Annotated in this window: 18 protein-coding genes; 14 read left to right on the forward strand and 4 right to left on the reverse strand. The window is 67.7% G+C overall.

The genetic code is table 11. The features are described from left to right. The first annotated feature begins 16 nt into the window (after positions 1–16). From J5J86_RS00980 to J5J86_RS01010, 7 genes are all read left to right on the forward strand, one after another. Positions 17–1,171, forward strand: a complete 1,155-nt coding sequence (locus J5J86_RS00980) for an ABC transporter substrate-binding protein (protein WP_247657856.1) — start codon at positions 17–19, stop codon at positions 1,169–1,171. A 213-nt stretch (positions 1,172–1,384) separates the two neighbouring features. Beyond that, positions 1,385–2,299 carry a branched-chain amino acid ABC transporter permease gene (locus tag J5J86_RS00985; protein ID WP_209103055.1) on the forward strand — a complete coding sequence of 305 codons (915 nt, stop codon included), beginning with the start codon at positions 1,385–1,387 and terminating at the stop codon, positions 2,297–2,299. Next, positions 2,292–3,302 carry a branched-chain amino acid ABC transporter permease gene (locus J5J86_RS00990; protein ID WP_247657858.1) on the forward strand — a complete coding sequence of 337 codons (1,011 nt, stop codon included), beginning with the start codon at positions 2,292–2,294 and terminating at the stop codon, positions 3,300–3,302. The genes J5J86_RS00985 and J5J86_RS00990 overlap by 8 nt, the downstream gene beginning before the upstream one ends. Beyond that, on the forward strand, positions 3,299–4,051 hold the full coding sequence (locus J5J86_RS00995) for an ABC transporter ATP-binding protein (protein ID WP_209103056.1): 753 nt from the start codon (positions 3,299–3,301) through the stop codon (positions 4,049–4,051). The genes J5J86_RS00990 and J5J86_RS00995 overlap by 4 nt, the downstream gene beginning before the upstream one ends. A 13-nt stretch (positions 4,052–4,064) precedes the next feature. Continuing rightward, entirely contained in the window at positions 4,065–4,775 is a 711-nt protein-coding gene (locus J5J86_RS01000; protein ID WP_209103057.1) for an ABC transporter ATP-binding protein, read from the forward strand. A 12-nt stretch (positions 4,776–4,787) separates the two neighbouring features. Further along, positions 4,788–5,303 (forward strand): L-2-amino-thiazoline-4-carboxylic acid hydrolase, encoded by a 516-nt coding sequence (locus J5J86_RS01005; RefSeq protein WP_209103058.1) that lies wholly within the window; start codon positions 4,788–4,790, stop codon positions 5,301–5,303. 33 nt (positions 5,304–5,336) lie between these two features. After that, entirely contained in the window at positions 5,337–6,497 is a 1,161-nt protein-coding gene (locus J5J86_RS01010; protein WP_209103059.1) for a M20 aminoacylase family protein, read from the forward strand. 45 nt (positions 6,498–6,542) lie between these two features. Here the strand turns inward: J5J86_RS01010 and J5J86_RS01015 are convergent, their stop codons facing one another. The 3 genes from J5J86_RS01015 to J5J86_RS01025 form a co-directional block, all read right to left on the reverse strand. After that, positions 6,543–7,400 carry a fumarylacetoacetate hydrolase family protein gene (locus J5J86_RS01015; RefSeq protein WP_209103060.1) on the reverse strand — a complete coding sequence of 286 codons (858 nt, stop codon included), beginning with the start codon at positions 7,398–7,400 and terminating at the stop codon, positions 6,543–6,545. A 45-nt stretch (positions 7,401–7,445) separates the two neighbouring features. Further along, positions 7,446–8,495, reverse strand: a complete 1,050-nt coding sequence (locus J5J86_RS01020) for a Bug family tripartite tricarboxylate transporter substrate binding protein (RefSeq protein WP_209103061.1) — start codon at positions 8,493–8,495, stop codon at positions 7,446–7,448. 169 nt (positions 8,496–8,664) lie between these two features. After that, positions 8,665–9,387: a GntR family transcriptional regulator gene (locus J5J86_RS01025; protein ID WP_209103062.1), complete on the reverse strand. Its 723-nt coding sequence runs from the start codon at positions 9,385–9,387 to the stop codon at positions 8,665–8,667. Positions 9,388–9,682: 295 nt separating this feature from the next. Here J5J86_RS01025 and J5J86_RS01030 point away from each other — a divergent pair, with 295 nt between their 5' ends. The 3 genes from J5J86_RS01030 (at position 9,683) to J5J86_RS01040 (ending at position 13,650) form a co-directional block, all read left to right on the forward strand. Beyond that, positions 9,683–10,906: an ABC transporter substrate-binding protein gene (locus J5J86_RS01030; RefSeq protein WP_247657859.1), complete on the forward strand. Its 1,224-nt coding sequence runs from the start codon at positions 9,683–9,685 to the stop codon at positions 10,904–10,906. 142 nt (positions 10,907–11,048) lie between these two features. Then, on the forward strand, positions 11,049–12,044 hold the full coding sequence (locus tag J5J86_RS01035) for an NADPH:quinone oxidoreductase family protein (RefSeq protein ID WP_209103064.1): 996 nt from the start codon (positions 11,049–11,051) through the stop codon (positions 12,042–12,044). Between the two features lie 31 nt (positions 12,045–12,075). Beyond that, a complete protein-coding gene (locus J5J86_RS01040; protein WP_209103065.1) occupies positions 12,076–13,650 on the forward strand; it encodes a class I adenylate-forming enzyme family protein in 1,575 nt (524 codons plus the stop codon). Positions 13,651–13,665: 15 nt separating this feature from the next. On the opposite strand, the gene J5J86_RS01045 is transcribed toward J5J86_RS01040, so the two are convergent. Further along, positions 13,666–14,481, reverse strand: coding sequence for a TetR/AcrR family transcriptional regulator (locus tag J5J86_RS01045; RefSeq protein WP_247657860.1), 816 nt, complete (start codon positions 14,479–14,481; stop codon positions 13,666–13,668). Between the two features lie 180 nt (positions 14,482–14,661). Between J5J86_RS01045 and J5J86_RS01050 the strand changes: the two genes are divergently transcribed. From J5J86_RS01050 to J5J86_RS01065, 4 genes are read left to right on the forward strand one after another with little or no spacing between them, the layout of a single operon-like run. After that, positions 14,662–15,423, forward strand: a complete 762-nt coding sequence (locus tag J5J86_RS01050; protein WP_209103066.1) for an SDR family NAD(P)-dependent oxidoreductase — start codon at positions 14,662–14,664, stop codon at positions 15,421–15,423. Further along, a complete protein-coding gene (locus J5J86_RS01055; protein WP_209103067.1) occupies positions 15,420–16,610 on the forward strand; it encodes an acyl-CoA dehydrogenase family protein in 1,191 nt (396 codons plus the stop codon). The genes J5J86_RS01050 and J5J86_RS01055 overlap by 4 nt, the downstream gene beginning before the upstream one ends. Then, the gene (locus J5J86_RS01060; RefSeq protein ID WP_209103068.1) at positions 16,607–17,701 is read left to right on the forward strand and encodes a phosphotransferase; all 1,095 of its coding nucleotides are present in this window, start codon (positions 16,607–16,609) and stop codon (positions 17,699–17,701) included. Before J5J86_RS01055 ends, J5J86_RS01060 begins: the two co-directional genes overlap by 4 nt. After that, positions 17,698–18,489 (forward strand): enoyl-CoA hydratase/isomerase family protein, encoded by a 792-nt coding sequence (locus tag J5J86_RS01065; RefSeq protein WP_209103069.1) that lies wholly within the window; start codon positions 17,698–17,700, stop codon positions 18,487–18,489. The genes J5J86_RS01060 and J5J86_RS01065 overlap by 4 nt, the downstream gene beginning before the upstream one ends. Position 18,490: the final 1 nt, after the last annotated feature.

Consider the following 18,490-nt stretch of genomic DNA (forward strand, 5'->3'; position numbering starts at 1 on the left):
TTCCAGAGACGTGAGCATGACTGACATGACCCGTTCCCCCACTCGCCGCGCCTTTGTCGGCCTTGCGCTGACATCCGCAACTCTTGCCACCGTCGCCGCCGGCGCCCTGGTGGGCCCGGCCTTCGCGGCCGATCCCATCAAGATCGGCTACCAGCTGCCTTTGACCGGCAACACCGCCCAGTACGGCCAGGACTTCAAGACCGCTGCCGAGATCGCACTCGCCCGCTTCAACGCCTCCGGCCGCCTGCCGGTGAAGGTGGAGATCGTGTTCGAGGACAGCCGCTCGGACGCCAAGGAAGGCGTCGCCATCGCCCGCAAGTTCGTGGACGACCCGGCCATTGTGGGCGTACTGGGCGATTTTACCTCCGGCGTCTCCATGGCCTCGGCGCAGGTCTATAAGGAGGCGGGCATGCCCCAGCTCTCCCAGACCGCCTCCCACCCGGACTATGCCAAGATTTCCGAATGGCAGTTCCGCAACATCACCACCCAGGCGGGCGAAGGCCCCTATAATGCGGCCTGGATGCTCAAGAAGGGCATCAAGAAGGTGGCGCTCGTGGGCGAGCAGACCGACTGGGGCCAGACTTCGGTGAAGTATTTCGGCGACGCTTTCGAGGCCGGCGGCGGCAAGGTGGTGCTGACCGAATTCTTCAATCGCGGCCTGCCCGACTTCCGCTCGCTGCTGACCAAGATCCAGCGCGCCAAGCCCGATGCCATCTACACCGCGTTCTTCTATGAGGACGCGGCCAATTTCCTCAAGCAGATGAAGCAGCTCGGGATCAATATCCCGGTCTATTCCACCTCGGCGGCCCATAACCAGAAGGTCATCGAACTGGCGGGGACCGATGCCGAGGGGCTGTCGCTGACCACCAACTTCATGCCCAACAGCCCCAAGCCCGAGGTGAAGGACTTCGTGGCCGAGTGGGTGAAGGTGCGCGGCGCCGAGCCCGGCCAGTTCCCGGCGCAGGCCTTCGATGCCGTGAACATCATGCTCGACGCCATCGTGAAGTCCTATCCCAACGTCACCCGCGCCAAGGTGCGCGACGCGCTGGCGGCCACCAAGGACTTCCCCGGCGTGACCGGCACCACCACCTTCGGCCCCGACCGCGAGCCGGTGAAGCAGCTCATGAAGGTGCGCATCATCAACGGCGTGTTCACCCCCGTCGACGAATGAGCCAAAGGCGGGAGGGCGCGGTGCCCTCCCGCCCTCCCACGCCGCCGTCTCCACTTGCTTGAAGCGCTTGGAGCCTATTCGCCCGCAGATGAGACGGGACGCGGGGAGAGCCCCCGTCCGCGCGCTGCGCCAATCGCCATCCATCATCCGGTGCGTGAGGGGGCTTGCCCCCAAGGACGCCGGCGGTCCGCGACCCGACGGAAAGGGCCCTCCGTGATCGACCCGTATTATCTGCAACAACTGGCCATCGGCCTGTCACAGGGCGTCATCTACGCCTTGATGGCCATCGGCTTCACGCTGATCTTCGGCGTGCTCAACGTGGTGAACTTCGCCCATGGCGAGGTCTATACGCTCGGCGCCTTCGTGGGCCTTATCTTCATCACCGCCTTCGCGCCGCCCTTCCTGGTGGTGCTGTTCGTGGTGCTGGCGGTGGGTGCGGCCATGGGGGTGGGGCTGGAGCGCATCGCCTTCAAGCCGTTCCGGCGCTTCTCGGACGAGGCCTCGCTGAAATCCCGCGCCATGCGGGAATCCACGCTCATGTCCTCGCTGGCGGTGTCCATCGTCGCCCGCGAGGGGCTGGAATATGCCTTCGGCTCGCAGATGCAGACGGTGCCGTTCGAGTATCTCATCAACACCCCCATCGAGATCGGCCCCATCACCATCGTCACCGGCGATGTCATCATCTTCGCAGTGGCGGCAATCATGCTGGCGGGCTTGCAATTCATGCTCACCCGCACCCGGGCGGGGCTCGCCATCCGCGCGGTCTCGGCCAATCCGCTGGGGGCCAAATATGTGGGCATCGACACCGATCGCACCATCATCACCACCTTCGCGCTCGGCTCCATGATGGGGGCGGGGGCAGGCATCCTGGTGGGGCTCTATTATGGCGCCATCTTTCCGGCCATGGGCTTCATTCCCGGCATCAAGGCCTTCGTCGCCATGGTCATGGGCGGGCTGTCCTCCATTCCCGGCGCGGTGGTCTGCGCGCTGCTGCTTGGCCTGTCCGAGGGGCTGGCCACCACCTTCATCTCGTCCAACTGGGCCGACATGGTCGCCTATGGCTTCCTGATCATCACCCTCATCTTTTTTCCGCAGGGCCTCTTTGGAGCCGGGAGGGAACGTGTCTGATCTCATGCGCAAAGGCTGGATCGGCAAGATCCTCGTCCTTCTCCTCGTCTTCGCCCTGGTGCCGGCCGTCCTCGCCTTTTCGGGCAAGGGCTATTTCTTCCAGGTGGCGAATCTCGTCCTCATCTTCGCCCTGCTCGCCGCCTCGCTGCATCTGGTGACGGGCGCCGCCGGCCTGCTGCATCTGGGCCATGCCGCCTTCTACGGCATCGGCGCCTATGTGGCGGCGCTCCTAGGCACCGATTGGAAGATCGGCTTCGTCTGGGGCCTGCCGGCGGCGGGCCTGGTGGCGGCGGCCTTCGCCTTTGTGGTGGCGCTGCCCACCATGCGGCTGGTCTCCATTTATTTCGCGGTGGCAACGCTCGCCATCGGGCAGATGATCAACACCGTCCTGCTCAACTGGGTGGCGGTGACCAAGGGCCCCAACGGCGTGATGCTGTTCTCGGGCATCAATTTGTTCGGCTTCCCGCTGAAAGCCCCGCTGGCGGTCTATTTCCTGGTGGCGGTGCTGGTGTCGGTCTCCATTTTCGTGCTGCACCGGCTGAGCCATTCTTATTACGGCAACGCCTTGCGCTCGCTGCGTGAGGACGACCAGTGCGCCGATGCCATGGGGGTGAACACCGTCAAGCTGAAGATCGAGGTGTTCACCATCTCGGCCTTCTTCGCCGGCATTGCCGGGGCGCTGTGGGCCTATACGACGGGCTATGTCTCACCCAACGATTTCGGCTTTTCCACCTCCATCCTGATCCTGGCCATGATCGTGGTGGGCGGGCTCGGCTCGCTGCCGGGGGCCATCATCGGCGCGGTGCTGCTGATCCTGCTGCCCGAATTGCTGCGGGGCCTGGGAGACCTGCGCAACGTGATGGTGGGCCTCGTCATGTTCTTCTCCATTCTGTTCATGCCCAAGGGCCTGTTCGGCGAGGTCTCCGCCCTCTCCGTGGTGCGGCGGGGCTTCGGCCTGAAATGGCGCGGGGCGCCCTCCAAGAGCGAGGTGGGCTGGCAATGAGCCTGATCGAGATCGAGCACGTCACCCGCCGCTTTGGCGGCCTGGTGGCGGTGGACGATGTGACCACCCGCGTGGAGGACGGCGAACTGGTGGGCGTCATCGGTCCCAACGGGGCCGGCAAGACCACGCTCTTCAACCTCATCTCCGGCTTCACGCCGCTCTCCTCCGGCACGGTGCGCTTCAAGGGCGAGACCGTTTCGGGGCTGAAGCCCTACAGGATCGCGGCGCGCGGCATGTCGCGCACGTTCCAGAACCTGCGTGTCTTCCCGAACATGTCGGTGTTCGACAATGTGTCGGTGGGGGCGGTGGGGGCCATGGGCCAGTCGGCGCTTGGCGCTGTGCTGGGCGGCGCCAAGCGGGCGGATGCCATCTCGGCCCGTACCTGGGAGGCGCTGGAGCGCGTGGGCCTCACCGACCAGGCGCAGGAGCTGGCCGCCAACCTCTCTTATGGCAAGCGCAAATATCTGGAGATCGCCCGGGCGCTGGCCATGAAGCCGGACCTGTTGATCCTGGACGAGCCCGCCGCCGGCCTGAATGATTCCGAGACGGCGGAGCTGGCCCGCTTCATCAAGACACTGAATGGCACCGGCATGGCCATCATGTTGGTGGAGCACGACATGAACCTCGTCATGGGCATCTGCTCGCGGGTGGTGGTGCTCGCCTCCGGCCGCAAGATCGCCGACGCCGAGCCGGCCGTGGTGCGGGCCGATCCGGTGGTGCTGGAAGCCTATCTGGGCGTGGACGACTAAAGGGAGCGGAGCCATGAGCCTACTCGAAATCCGCAATCTCACCGTCGCCATGGGCGTGCAGGAAATCCTGCACGGGGTCGACCTCACCGTTCCCGAGCGCGGCATCGTCGCCGTGCTCGGCTCCAACGGGGTGGGCAAGACCACCTTGATGCGCACCATCTCGGGCATCTATCGGGCGAAATCCGGCACCATCCGCTTCAAGGGCGAGGACATCACCAGGCTCAAGAGCAACGAGATCGTTGCCCGTGGCCTGTTGCAGGCGCCCGAGGGACGGCAGATCTTCTCGCCCATGAGCGTCAAGGAAAACCTCGTCATCGGCGGCGGCCGGCATGGCCTTGCCGAACTGGACCGTGTGCTCGCCCTCTTCCCCAAGCTCGGCGAGCGCATGAGCCAGGTGGCGGGGTCGCTCTCGGGCGGCGAGCAGCAGATGCTGTGCATCGCCCGCGCGCTGATGGCCAAGCCCTCCATCCTGCTGCTGGACGAGCCTTCGCTGGGCCTTGCGCCAAAATTCGTGAAGGGCATCTTCGACCTGGTGTCGCAGATCCGCCAGGAAGGCCTGTCCATCCTCATCGTGGAGCAGAATGCCAAGGCGGCCCTGCGCATCGCCGACCGCGCGGCGGTGCTGGACAGCGGGCGCATCCTCATCGAGGGCGAGGCGGCCACCCTGGCCGATGACCCGCGCATCGTCGAGGCCTATCTGGGCGGCCACGCCCACGCCATTTGAAAGGACGAGACCATGTCCGAGCAAGATGCCAATCCCGCCGCCCGTCCTGCCGCCAATCCCGCCCCTCTCCCCATCATCGAGCGGCGGCGGATCGAGGCGGAAATCTTGAAGCATGTCTATGACGTGCTGGTGGAAAGCCACGGCGTGGAGGTGGCGCGCGCCACGCTCGACGCCGCCGTCTCCCGCTCCGCCGTGCAGCAGGGCGCGCGGTTCCGCGCCGAGCTGGGGCGTGACCCGACGTTGGAAGACTTCGCCGCCATCCTGCCCAACTGGACGGCCAATGACGCGCTCGCCATCACGGTGCGCCACGCCGATCCCGAGCGGCTGGACTTCGACGTCACCCGCTGCCGCTATTCAGAAATGTATCGCGACATGGGGCTTGGCGAGATCGGCCATCTCCTGTCCTGCAACCGCGACGGGGAATTCTGCACCGGCTATAACCCGGCCATGGAATTGACCCGCACCCAGACCCTGATGAAGGGCGCCAGCCACTGCGATTTCCGTTATCGCATGAAGCCCGCCGGCTGAGCGCACCCCCGCCACGAGACACCGGAAGACATCATGAATCCCCGCCTGACCAATGAAGAGATCGCCGACGCCATTGCCTGGCGCCGCGCGCTTCATCGCATTCCCGAGCTGGCCTATGACGAGCACCAGACCTCCGCCTTCGTGGCCGAGAAGCTGAGATCCTTCGGGCTGGAAGTGGAAACCGGCCTCGGCGGCACCGGCGTGGTGGCGACCCTGAAGCGCGGCACGTCGGACCGCGTCATCGGCCTGCGCGCCGACATGGATGCCCTCGCCATCACCGAGGCGACGGGGCTTGATTATGCGTCCGAGCATCCCGGCCGCATGCATGCCTGCGGCCATGACGGCCACATGGCCATGCTGCTGGCCGCCGCCCGGCACCTCACCAAGAGCGGGCGCATCGACGGCACGGTGCGCTTCATCTTCCAGCCGGCGGAAGAAAACGAGGGCGGCGCGCGCCGCATGATCGAGGACGGGCTGTTCGAGCGCTTCCCCGTGGATGCCGTCTTCGGCATGCACAATTGGCCGGAGCTGCCGCTCGGCCGCGCGGGGCTGACCACCGGCCCCATGATGGCCGCCTTCGGCATTTTCGACATCACGGTGACCGGCCGCGGCGCCCATGGCGCCATGCCCCACCAGGGCGCGGACCCCATCGCCTGCATGTTCCAGATCGGCACGGCGCTCCAAACCATCGCGGCCCGCAATGTCTCGCCCATGGCCTCGGCCGTGGTGTCGGTGACCACGGTCCATGGCGGGGATGCCTGGAACGTCATTCCCGGCTCCTGCCGCATGACCGGCACGGTGCGCTGGTTCGCGCCGGCGGTGGGCGACCTCATCGAGACGCGACTCAAGGCGATCGTATCGGGCGTGGCGGAGGCCATGGGCTGCGCCGCCACCATCGACTATCAGCGGCGCTATCCGGCGACCATCAACAACCCGCAGGAAGCCCGCTTCGTGCAGGACGTGGTGCGCGACCTCTCGCCCGTCCTGACGCTGGACGAGACCATCGAGCCCAGCATGGGCGCCGAGGACTTCGCCTTCATGCTCCAGGAGCGGCCGGGCGCCTATATCTGGGTGGGGCAGGGCGGCGGCCACGGCCTTCATTCCCCCACCTACAATTTCAACGACGACGCCTTGCCGGTGGGCGCCGCCCTCTGGGTGGCCATCGCCGAGAAGAAGCTCGCCCCGGCGGCCTGAAAGTCATCCTCCTCCCCCGCGCGGGGGAGGAGGACAACCATCGCGTCACGCCGCTTCGTCGACCACCGGATTGCGCAGGATGCCGATGCCGGAAATCTCCACTTCCACCGTGTCGCCGGGCTTCATCCAGAGCGGCGGGGTGCGCTTGGCGCCGACGCCGCCGGGGGTGCCGGTGACGATCACGTCGCCGGGCTCCAGCGTCAGCACGGTGGAGCAATAGCGGATCAAAGCGGGGATGTCGGTGATCAGCAGATCCGTGGTGGAATGCTGCACCACCTGGCCGTTGAGGCGGGTTTCCAGCGTCAGGCGGCTGGGATCGGGGATCTCGTCGGCGGTCACCAGCCAGGGGCCGAAGGCGCCCGTATGGGCGAAGGTCTTGCCGGCCAGGAATTGCGAGGTGTGGCGCTGGAAGTCGCGGATGCTGCCTTCATTGTAGCAGGAATAGCCGGCGATGGCGGCAAGGGCGTCTTCTTCCCGAATGCGTCGTCCGCCCCGGCCGATCACCAGCGCCAGCTCGCCCTCATAGTCGAAATTGTCGGATTCCAGCGGCTTCACGATGGGCTGGAGATGGCCCACCTGGCTTTCGGGATAGCGGGAGAAGAGGGCCGGGTTTTCTGTCACCGTGCGGCCGGTCTCGGCCACGTGGTCGCGATAGTTCAGGCCGATGCAGATGATCTTGCCGGGATCGGGGATCACGGGCAGCAGCGCGACGTCGGCCAGCTTCAGCGAGGGCGCGGTCGTGTCCGCCAGGGCGCGGGCCTCGTCGAGGGCGTCGGCGGCGATCAGCGTGCGCAGGCCGGTGATGCCGCGCGGGCGGAAATGCGCGGTCAGATCGACGATGGCATCGCCCTTGACGACGCCGAAGCCGGCGGCATCGCCGGCCTTGAAGGAAACGAGCTTCATGGGAGACCTATGTGAGGGGTGGGGAGGGAAAAGAGAGTGCGGCAGCTATTGCTGCTGCCGCTGGATGCCGCGGGCATCGATGACCTTGTTGAAGTCGGCGATCTCCCGCCGGATGCGGGCGGCGAATTCCTCGCCGGTGCTGGCGGTGGCGTTGGCGCCGAACTTGGCCAGTTCCTGGGCGAAGCTGTCGGAGAGGACGATGGCCGTGATCTCGGCGCGCAGCTTGGTCACCACGTCCGCCGGGGCGCCCTTGCGCATGGCAAGGCCCAGCCAGGATTCATAGGAAAGCCCCGGCACGATGTCGCCGGAATAGGGCACCTTGGCCATTTCCGGCGGCACCGTCTTGGAGGTGACGGCGAGGGGACGCACCGCGCCGGCCTGCATCTGCGGCAAAGCGAAGGTCATGGTGTCGATCATCATGTCCACACGCCCGCCGAGGAAGTCGGGCAGGGCGGCGGAGCTGCCGCGATAGGGCACATGGACGAATTCGGCGCCCGTCGCCGCGCTCAGCCATTCGCCGAGCAGATGATGGGCGGTGCCCTCGCCCACCGAATAGTAGGTCAGGGTCTTCGGCTTGGCCTTGGCGGCGGCGATGATCTCAACGAGGCTCGCATAGGGCGAATCCGGGCGCACGCCGAACACCATGCCGTAGGTGGCGGCGGTGGTCAGCCAGTCCAGATCCTCCACCGGGTCGAAGGGCATGCTCACCCGCATGGCGGCGGTCACCGAATGGGCGCTGGCAAGCAGGAGCAAGGTGTAGCCGTCGGCGGGCTGGCGCAGCACTTGGCTGGTGGCCAGATAACCGCCGGCGCCGGGCTTGTTCTCCACCACAACGGGCTTGCCGAGCCGGGCGGAAAGCCGCTCGGCCACGAGGCGCGCCACCGTGTCGGAACTGCCGCCGGGGGCAAAGCCCACCACGATCTTCAGCGGGCGGGAGGGATAGGGCTCCTGCGCCTCGGCGCGCGGGGCGCTTGCGAGGCTGGCCATGGCGAGCCCCGCAAGCGCCACCTTGGTTGCATGCCTCCGGAACAGGCGAGCCAGGCGGTCGAAGCCGGAACGCAGTGGGGCGCTGAGGGTCATGCTATTGTTTTTCATGGCGTTTCCTGTCCGATTGTTCTTGGTTTGTGAGCGGGTGTCGGCCGCGCAGCGGCCGGGCAAACGGGGGCGATCGCCCGCAGGCGACGCGGGACGGGCAAAGGGGCCTTCGGGGTGGCCCGGAGTCTGGAAAGCGGGGGCGCCGAAACGCGGGCGCCCCGGCGGTCGGTCACAGCACCGCGCGCGCAATCTCCATGGTGCGACGGTAATGCTGGGAGAGCGCCTCCACGGCCCCGTCGGCATCGCCGGCGAGGACCGCCTCGACGATCACATCATGCTCCTGCGCGACGCTGCGCACGGAAGAGGGACCCTGCGCCTGCACGGACAACCGGCGATAGCGCTCGGAATGGGCATAGAGGGTGCTGCGGAAGCGCATGAGCCAGGGCGAGCCGCAGGCTTCCAGAAGCGTCAGGTGGAAGCGCTCATGCTCTTCCGCCCAGGCCTCGTTGGTCTCGTCCGGCCGGTCGGGCCGGCGTATGGGGAGGGCGGCGAGGCGGGCATGGGAGGCGATCACCCGTTCGCGCCAGTCCGGCCCGCCCAGCGCCATGGATTGGCGCAGCGCCGTGCCCTCCACCAGGATGCGGGTCTGTGTCACGTCGGCGAGATCCTCGACGCTGACGGGCGAGACGCGGAAGCCCTTCTGGTCCACCGAGGTGACGAAATTGTCCGAGAGCAGGCGCACCAGCGCCTCGCGCACGGCGGTGAGACTCACCCGCAGCCGGCTGGCAATGGCTGCTGCGCGCAGGGGCTGGCCGCCTTTCAGCGTGCCGGTGAGCACTTCCGAGCGCAATTGCAGGAAGACGGCGGAGGTTACGCTGCGCGGCGCTTCCTCGCCCGGCCGCATCACCTGCTGCATGTCCCGTCCCGCTCCCAGCACCTGCGCCTCCGTCATCGCTCTGCGGTGTTAAAATATCGATATTGCATATTTCGGGGGCGGTCAATGCGGTGGCGCTGCATTCCGGGCGGCGGGGGGCATGCCGCGAAGGCGGCCGCCGCCGAAGAGGGCGTCCCATCCCTGTCCCGCCCCGGCGGGCTCCGCCTTGACAGTTATTTACCCGTCAGTATATTTTAGATCGCATAAGAAATTAAATTACTCATGGGAATACGGTTCGGCGCCCAGTGCTCCGCCCCTTCGCCGGATGGCGGCGGGCAAAGATCGTGCCCCTGGGAATGATGGGGAGAGAAAATTGAGCCGTTTGCAGCATTGGACGTCGCTGGCCGCCTTGGGCCTTCTGCTTGCCGCCGCCCCCGCCGCCGCCGAGATCCCGGCGCGGGGCGTGAAGTTCGGCCTGCTCACTGACATGAGCGGCGTCTATGCGGATCTCACCGGCCCCGGCTCGGTGGAAGCCCTCAAGATGGCCATCGAGGATTTCGGCGGCACCATCGATGGCAAGCCCATCACCCTCGTGGTGGCCGACGGCCAGAACAAGGCGGATGTGGGCGCCGCGGTCGCCCGCCGCTGGGTGGACGAGGAGAATGTGGACGTCATCGCCGAGGTGCCCAACACGGCCATCGCCCTGGCGGTGCAGGAGATCACCCGCGCGCGCAAGAAGGTGCTGCTGAACACGGGCGCGGGGTCCACCGTCTTCACCAACAAGGCCTGCTCGCCCACCTCCTTCCACTGGGTCTATGATTCCTACGCCATGGCCAATGGCACCGCCCGCTCGGTGGTCGCGGAAGGCGGCAAGACCTGGTATTTCGTGACCGCCGATTATGGCTTCGGCAAGTCTCTGGAAGCCGACGCCACCGAGGTGATCGACGCCAATGGCGGCAAGGTGCTCGGCAACGCCCGCGCGCCCCTCAACACGCCCGATTTCTCCTCCTTCCTGCTCCAGGCGCAGTCTTCGGGGGCGCAGGTGATCGCGCTTGCCAATGGCGGCGTCGACACCATCAATTCCATCAAGCAGGCCAATGAGTTCGGCATCGGCACCGGCAAGCAGCGCCTCGCCGCCATGGTGTTTTTCATCACCGACATCCATGCGCTGGGCCTCGAGCGGGCCAAGGGCCTGCTGATGACCACCGCCTTCTATTGGAACATGGACGACGAGACCCGCGCCTGGTCCGAGCGCTGGTCGAAGCGCATGGGCGGGCGCAAGCCCACCTCGCTCCAGGCGGGCCTTTATTCCGCCGCTCTGCATTATCTGAAGGCGGTGAAGGCGGCCAATTCCACCGAGGGCGAGGTGGTCGCCGCCAAGATGCGCGAAATGCCGGTGAAGGACATGTTCGCCCGCAACGCCTCCATCCGCCCCGATGGCCGCATGATCCACGACATGTATCTGGCCCAGGTGAAGTCCCCCGCGGAATCCAAGGGGCCGTGGGACTATATGAACATCCTGCGCACGATCCCGGCGGCCGAGGCCTTCCGGCCCCTGTCCCGCACCGAATGCCCCCTTGTGGCTGCGGGCAAGTGATCGCCGGTTGAACGTGCACCTTCGTCCGTGCCCGGCCTTGATACCCTTCAGGCCGGGCATGGACGCCCTTTTTCAAAAGAGGCCTCTCGATGCCCGTGGCGTCAGCCGGCGTCGATGAAAGCATCATGGAAAGGCTCGCCTGATGAGTGCCATCGAGAACGCGCGCATGCGCGGCTGGCGCGTCCATGCCTTGAGCGAGGACGGCGCCATGGTGCTGGACGACCTGCCCGTTCCTGAGCCCGGCCCCGGCGAATGCGTGGTGCGGGTGGAGGCGGCGGGAGCAAATTTCCTCGACACTTTGATGATCCGGGGCCGCTACCAGGTGAAGCCTCCGCTGCCCTTCACCCCCGGCATCGAACTGGCCGGCACCGTGGTGGCGCGGGGTGAAGGCTGCCGCTTCCAGGAGGGCGACCGCATCTGCGCCCTGGTGGACCAGGGGGCCTATGCGGATTACGCCAAGGTCGGCTCCGTGGGCGCGGAATTGGTGCCGCCCGACTTTCCCCTGACCGAGGCGGTGGCGCTGCCCGTGGTCTATCCCACCGCTTATGTGGCCCTCCATGACCGCGCCGGCCTGAAAGCCGGTGAGACCGTGCTGGTGCATGCGGGGGCGGGGGGCGTTGGCTCCGCGGCCATCCAATTGGCGCGCCATGCGGGCGCCCGCGTCATCGCCACCGCCGGCGGGGCGGACAAGGGGGCGCTCTGCCTGGAGCTGGGCGCCCATGAGGTGATCGACTATGCCGCCGAGCCTCTCACCGAGCGGGTGCGCGCGCTGACAAGCGGGCGCGGCGTCGATGTGGTGGTGGATCCGGTGGGCGGCACCGTGGCGCTTGAAAGCCTGCGATGCCTTGCCTGGGGCGGTCGCCTCGTCATCATCGGCTTTGCCGGCGGCACGGTGACGGAGCTTCCCGCCAACCGGCTTCTCCTGAAGAATGCGGCCGCGCTCGGCGTCTATTGGGGCGAATATCGGCGGCACCATCCCGAGAAGGTGGCGCACATCTATTCCGAACTGTTCGAGCTGCGCCGGGCCGGTGCCATCCGACCCCTGGTGCGCGACGTCTTCCCCCTCACCGAGGCGCCCGCCGCTTTGAAGGCCTTGGGGGAACGGCGCACCGTGGGCAAAGTGGTGCTGGTGCCGTGACCGACGCCACAAGAAAAACCGGGAGGAGCGGATGATCCGCCGCGAAGTGCATTTTGGGCGCGTGGTGCCGGCCTTTGTGGACCGGCCCCGCAATGTGCATGCCTTTTTCCGCGACCGTGTCGCGCAGGCGCCGGACGCTTTGGCGTTGGTGGATGGCGACCGGCGCTTCACCTATGGCGAGCTGGATGCCCGCGCCGAGCGCCTCGCCGACGGGTTGGTGGCGCGCGGCGTGCGCAGGGGCGAGCGGGTGGCCACCCTCATCGGCAACCGGGCCGAGGTGGTGGAGGTCTCGCTCGCCTGCGCCCGGCTTGGCGCCATCCATGTGCCCCTCGACATCCGCCAGCGGCGGCCGGAAATCGCCTATGCGGTGGCCCAAAGCGGGGCCATGGCGCTGCTGTTCGATGTGGCCCATGCCGGCGAACTGCCCGACCTGTCGGAGACGCCGGAGCTTGCCTTTCGCGTGGCCGTGGGCGGGGCGCATGAAGCCGGCGTTCCTTATGACGCCCTCTTCGAGGCGCCCCCGCGCGAACCGGGGCCGGACGTGGAAGAGGAAGACCCCTTCTGCATCCTCTACACCTCCGGCACCACGGGGCGGCCCAAGGGGGCGGTGCTGACCAATCTGGGCGTCGTCCATTCCTGCTTGCACTACCGCCATGCGGTGGGCATCGCCGGCACCGACCGCATGGTGCTGGCCGTGCCCTGCTCGCACATGACCGGCCTCATCGGCGTGATGCAGACGGCGCTGGCCTTCGGGGCTGGGCTCATCCTGATGGCGCAGTTCAAGGCCCGCGCCTTCCTGGAACTGGCGGAGCGCGAGCGCATGAGCGCGGTCATCATGGTCCCCGCCATGTACAATCTGTGCCTCATCGACCCCGAGTTCGACCGCTTCGACCTTTCAGCCTGGCGCATCGGCGCCTTCGGCGGCGCGCCCATGCCGGAGCCCAATGCGCGGCGGCTGAAGGAGAAATGCCCGCGCCTTGATCTCTTCAACGTCTATGGCGCCACAGAGACCTCGTCCCCCGTCGCGATCCTGCCGCGCGATGCGCCCATCGAGCGGCTCGATTGCGTGGGCAAGCTCATGCCCTGCATCGATCTGCGGGTGATGGACGAGGACGGGCGGGAAGTGCCCCCCGGAATGGCGGGCGAATTGTGGATCGCGGGCGCCTCCGTGGTGCCCGGCTACTGGAAGAACCCGGAAGCCAACGCCACCGCCTTCACGGGGGGCTATTGGCGCTCGGGCGATGTGGGCTCCATGGATGCGGACGGCTATCTGAAGGTCTTCGACCGCAAGAAGGACATGATCAACCGCGCCGGCTACAAGGTCTATTCGGCCGAGGTGGAAAGTGTGCTCATCGACTTCCCGGGCATCACGGAGGCCGCCGTCGTGGGCTTTCCCGATCCGGTGCTGGGCGAGCGGGTGGCCGCCTTCGTGGTGGGCGGCCGGGCCGACGAGGAGGATCTGCGCCGGCACTGCGCCCGGTGCCTGTCCGACTACAAGGTGCCCGACCGCATCGTCCTCATGGAAGAGGGCCTGCCGCGCAATCCCAATGGCAAGGTGCTGAAAGCGCGCCTGCGCGAGGAAGCCGCCGCCTTCGTGCGGCGGTGATGTCCGGCGGGCGGCTCAGGGCTGCTTGGCGCGGGCGCGCGGGGGCTTGGCGGGAGCGTTCTCCCTGCCCTCTTGCGGGGCCGCCGCGGCTTCGGCCTTCGCCTTGGCGCCGGCCCGGGCCTTCCGCGCCGGCTTGCCCGTCTCCTGGGGCGCTGCGGCCGGGACCGGGCTTTCCTCCACGCGCGCCATGGGCTGCGGGGCGGCGGCCGCCGCGCCGTTTCCGGCAATGCCACGGGTGAGGATGTCCATCATTTCGGCGGCCACCTCGGCGCTGGTCTTCGGTCCCTTGGGGTTGAACCAGCGCGCCGGCCAGTTGAGCGCGCCCGCCAGCGTGAAGGCGATGAGGCGCGGGTCGCCCGGCGCGATGGAGCCGTCGGCGATGCCCTCCGCCACCAAGGCGCGCATGGCAAGGTCGATCTGCCCCTTCAGTTCCCGGAAGGTCTTGGCGCTCTCGGGGGAGAGCACCTCGTCGCCGGTGCGGATCACGCAGCGGCCGAAATCGTCCATGTTGATCTCGGCATAGCGGCGCAGGAACGCCTGGAGCCGGGCCAACCCGTTGCCGGAGGCGGCGCGCGAGCGCTCGGCGGCCTCCAGCACCTGGTCGAGGCCGAACTTCACGCACTCCAGCAGCACCTGATCCTTGTTGCCGAGATAATGGTAGATGGTGGGCTTGGTCACACCCAGAACCGCGGCCACGTCATCCAGCGAGGTGGCATGGAAGCCGCGCTCGTTGAACAGGCGCGTCGCCGCCCGCATCACCGCGAACCGCTTCTCCTCGCGGTCCCGCTGCCGCTGCGCGGATGTCCGGAATGGGGTCGCCACGTCGCCCACGTCTCGTTCCTTTCTTCAGCCCTGATGCCTAGTTGACATCATACCTGCTCGACTTCAATATACCCATCAGTAAATAATATCCAAATAGGTAGAAACGATGGGCCGCCCCGCCACCGGCGCGCGGCCGGAACAAGGGTGGCCTGGGCGGCTCAAGCCGGCGGGCCGGGAGCGGGAGCGCACATGCTGGTGAAAGACATGGGGGCCATCGTCACGGGTGGCGCATCGGGCCTCGGCGGGGCCACGGCCGCGCGGCTGGCGGCCGGCGGGGCGAAGGTGGTCATCTTCGACCGCAACGAGGAACTGGCCGCCGCCCACGCCAAGGCCATTGGCGGCCATTCCGTGGTGGTGGATGTGACCGACGAGGCGGACGTCTCCGCCGCCCTCGACCAGGCCGAGGGCCTCATCGGCAAGGCGCGGATCCTCGTCAATTGCGCCGGCATCGGCCCGCCCGCCAAGGTCATCGACCGCCACGGCAAGGTGCTGCCGCTGGCTGAGTTCAAGAAGATCATCGACATCAATCTCATCGGCACCTTCAACGTGCTCGCCCAGTTTGCCGGCCGCCTGCACACGGCAGAGCCGGTGGGCGAGGAGCGCGGCGTCATCATCAACACTGCCTCGGTGGCGGCCTTCGATGGCCAGATCGGCCAGGCCGCCTATTCGGCCTCCAAGAACGGCATCGTGGGCATGACCTTGCCGCTGGCGCGCGAGTTTGCCCGCTACGGCATTCGGGTGGCCACCATCGCGCCCGGCATCTTCATGACGCCCATGCTTTCCGTGCTGCCGCCGGAGGCGCAGGCCTCGCTGGGCGCCCAGGTGCCGTTCCCGAGCCGCCTCGGCGATCCCGACGAATATGCCCGCCTGGTGGAGAGCATCGTCACCATTCCCATGCTGAACGGCGAGGTCATTCGCCTGGACGGCGCCATCCGGATGGCCCCCAAATGAGCACCATTTCCGCCGAAGAGGCCAATGCCATCGCCGATCGCGTGGAGCGCTTCGTGCGCGACATCGTGGTGCCCTATGAAAAGGACCCGCGCCGCGATCATCATGATTGCCCCACCGACGAACTGATCGCCGAACTGCGCGAGAAGGCGCGGGCGGCGGGGGTGCTCACCCCCCACATCCTACCCGACGGCCGGCACCTCAGCCACCGCCAGACGGCGCAGGTGCTGCGCCGCTCCGGCCTGTCCCCGCTTGGCCCGCTCGCCTGCAACACGGCGGCGCCCGACGAGGGCAACATGTATCTCCTCGGCAAGGTGGGCAGCCCAGCGCTGAAGGAGCGCTTCCTCGCCCCGCTGGTGGCGGGCACCGCCCGCTCGGCCTTCTTCATGACCGAGCCGGCCAGCGAGCAGGGCGCGGGCTCCGACCCCTCCATGATGATCACCACCTGCCGGCAGGACGGCAATCACTGGATCATCGACGGCCGCAAGGCGTTTGCCACCGGCGCGCCGGGGGCGGCCATCGGCATTGTCATGGCCAAGTCGCAGGATGGCGCCTGCATGTTCCTGGTGGACCTGCCGGACCCCGCCATCCGCATCGACCGCATCCCCAACACCATCGACAGTTCCATGCCCGGCGGCCATGCGGTGCTGACCATCGAAGGCCTGCGGGTGCCGGCGGACCAGATGCTGGGCCAGTCCGGCGAGGGCTTCACCTATGCCCAGGTGCGCCTGGCCCCCGCCCGCCTCACCCATTGCATGCGCTGGCTCGGCGCCTGCACCCGGGCGCATGAGATCGCCACCGACTATGCCAATCGCCGCAAGGCCTTCGGCAAGGTGTTGATCGACCATGAGGGCGTCGGCTTCATGCTGGCGGAGAACCTCATCGACCTGAAGCAGGCCGAACTGATGATCGACTGGTGCGCCGATGTGCTCGACACCGGCTCGCAGGCCATCAACGAAAGCTCCATGGCCAAGGTGGCGGTGAGCGAGGCGCTGATGCGCGTCGCCGACCGCTGCGTGCAGGTGATGGGCGGCACGGGGGTGACCTCCGACACCATCGTGGAGCAGGTGTTCCGCGAGGTGCGGGCCTTCCGCATCTATGACGGTCCCACCGAGGTGCACAAATGGTCGCTGGCCAAGAAGATCCGCCGCGACTGGAAGAAGACCCAGCCGGAAGAGGCCCATTCATGAGCCTGTCCGCTCCCGCCGCTGCTTCGGCTGCCCTGGGCGAGGCGGCCAATGCCGGCACGTCCGAAGTGCGCGCCGGCTTGCGCTTCGACGAGGCGCGCCTTGCCGCCTGGATGGCCGGGACGGTGGAGGGCTTTGCCGGCCCTCTGCGTGTCTCCCAGTTCAAGGGCGGCCAGTCCAACCCCACCTATCGGCTGGACACGCCCGCGCGCTCTTACGTGCTCCGTCGCAAGCCGCCGGGCGACGTGCTGCCCGGCGCCCATGCGGTGGACCGCGAGGCGCGGGTGCAGACGGCGCTGGGCGCGGTGGGCTTTCCCGTCGCCCGCATCCATGGCCTGTGCACCGATCCGGACGTGATCGGCTCGGACTTCTATGTGATGGACCTGGTGGAGGGGCGCATCTTCTGGGACGCCACCTTCCCGGACGTGCCCCACGCGGATCGCCCGCTCTATTTCCAGGCCATGAACGAGACCATCGCCGCCCTTCACCGCCTTGATCCGGCGGCGCTGGGGCTCGCCGATTATGGCAAGCCCGGCAATTATTTCGCCCGCCAGATCGCCCGCTGGTCGCGGCAATACCAGGCCGACGAACTGGCCGGGCGTGATCCGCGCATGGACGCGCTGGTGGAGGCCCTGCCGGGGCTCATTCCGCCCGGCGACGAGACGACCATCGTCCATGGCGATTTCCGCTGCGACAACATGATCTTCCACCCCACCGAGCCGCGCGTTCTGGCGGTGCTCGACTGGGAATTGTCGACGCTGGGCCATCCGCTCGCGGACTTTGCCTATCACGCCCTCATGTACCGCATGCCGCCCAACATCGTGGCGGGGCTCGCGGGGGCGGATCTGGCCGCGCTGAACATTCCACCCGAGGCGGACTATGTGGCCGCCTATTGCCGGGCCACCGGGCGGGACGGCATCCCCAACTGGGATTTCTACCTCGCCTTCAACCTCTTCCGCATGGCCGCCATCTTCCACGGCATCAAGGGCCGGGCCCTGCGCGGCACCGCCTCCTCGCCCCATGCGCGGGAGCGGGCGGAGAGCTTCACCGTGCTGGCGGCCCTCGCCCATGACGCCCTGGAGGCCTGCCGATGACCCCGCCGCTTCTTGTCGCGATCGAGGGGGCGGTGGCCACCTTGACGCTCAACCGCCCGGCCGCCGGCAACACCATCGACCTGCCGCTCGCCCGCGCGCTGCTGGACGCGGCCATCCAGTGCGACCAGGATCCGGCCATCCGCTGCGTGGTGCTCACGGGCACCGGCAAGCTGTTCTGCGGCGGCGGCGACCTTGCCGGCTTCGCGGCGGCGGGGGAGGGGATTTCCGGTTATCTCAGCCTGCTGGCCGGCACGCTGCACATGGCGGTCTCCCGCCTCATGCGGATGGAAAAGCCCTTGCTGGTCAAGGTGAACGGCCCGGCCGCCGGCGCCGGCCTCAGCCTCGCCATCTCCGGCGACGTGGTGCTGGCCGCCCGCTCGGCCCATTTCTCGGCGGCCTATGGGGCGGTGGGGTTGACGCCCGATGGCGGCATGTCCTTTCTGCTGCCGCGCCTCGTGGGGCTCAGGAAGGCGCAGGAGGTCATCCTCACCGGCCGGCGCATCGGCGCGGAGGAGGCCGAGCGCATCGGCCTGATCACCCGCATGGTGGAGGATGCCGAGTTGGATGCGGCCGTCCAGGCCCAGGCCGAGGCGCTGGCGGGGGCGGCCACCGGGGCGGTGGGCGCCGCGCGGGCGCTCCTGGCGGACAGCTATGGCGCGGGGCTGGAGGCCCAGCTTGAGCGGGAGGCGCGCGCCATCGCCGCCGCCGGCGGCTCGGCCGATTGCAAGGAAGGCGTCGCCGCGTTTCTGGAGCGGCGCAAACCACACTTTTCGGGGAAGGAACGCTGAG

The organism is Aquabacter sp. L1I39, assembly GCF_017742835.1.
GTDB lineage: Bacteria > Pseudomonadota > Alphaproteobacteria > Rhizobiales > Xanthobacteraceae > L1I39.

Bases quoted from the DNA above. Each gene is read 5' to 3' on its own strand.
- J5J86_RS00980 (WP_247657856.1), top strand. From the start codon at position 17: ATGACTGACATGACCCGTTCCCCCACTCGCCGCGCCTTTGTCGGCCTT.
- J5J86_RS00995 (WP_209103056.1), top strand. From the start codon at position 3,299: ATGAGCCTGATCGAGATCGAGCACGTCACCCGCCGCTTTGGCGGCCTG.
- J5J86_RS01000 (WP_209103057.1), top strand. From the start codon at position 4,065: ATGAGCCTACTCGAAATCCGCAATCTCACCGTCGCCATGGGCGTGCAG.
- J5J86_RS01005 (WP_209103058.1), top strand. From the start codon at position 4,788: ATGTCCGAGCAAGATGCCAATCCCGCCGCCCGTCCTGCCGCCAATCCC.
- J5J86_RS01010 (WP_209103059.1), top strand. From the start codon at position 5,337: ATGAATCCCCGCCTGACCAATGAAGAGATCGCCGACGCCATTGCCTGG.
- J5J86_RS01015 (WP_209103060.1), bottom strand. From the start codon at position 7,400: ATGAAGCTCGTTTCCTTCAAGGCCGGCGATGCCGCCGGCTTCGGCGTC.
- J5J86_RS01020 (WP_209103061.1), bottom strand. From the start codon at position 8,495: ATGAAAAACAATAGCATGACCCTCAGCGCCCCACTGCGTTCCGGCTTC.
- J5J86_RS01025 (WP_209103062.1), bottom strand. From the start codon at position 9,387: ATGACGGAGGCGCAGGTGCTGGGAGCGGGACGGGACATGCAGCAGGTG.
- J5J86_RS01035 (WP_209103064.1), top strand. From the start codon at position 11,049: ATGAGTGCCATCGAGAACGCGCGCATGCGCGGCTGGCGCGTCCATGCC.
- J5J86_RS01040 (WP_209103065.1), top strand. From the start codon at position 12,076: ATGATCCGCCGCGAAGTGCATTTTGGGCGCGTGGTGCCGGCCTTTGTG.
- J5J86_RS01050 (WP_209103066.1), top strand. From the start codon at position 14,662: ATGCTGGTGAAAGACATGGGGGCCATCGTCACGGGTGGCGCATCGGGC.
- J5J86_RS01055 (WP_209103067.1), top strand. From the start codon at position 15,420: ATGAGCACCATTTCCGCCGAAGAGGCCAATGCCATCGCCGATCGCGTG.
- J5J86_RS01060 (WP_209103068.1), top strand. From the start codon at position 16,607: ATGAGCCTGTCCGCTCCCGCCGCTGCTTCGGCTGCCCTGGGCGAGGCG.
- J5J86_RS01065 (WP_209103069.1), top strand. From the start codon at position 17,698: ATGACCCCGCCGCTTCTTGTCGCGATCGAGGGGGCGGTGGCCACCTTG.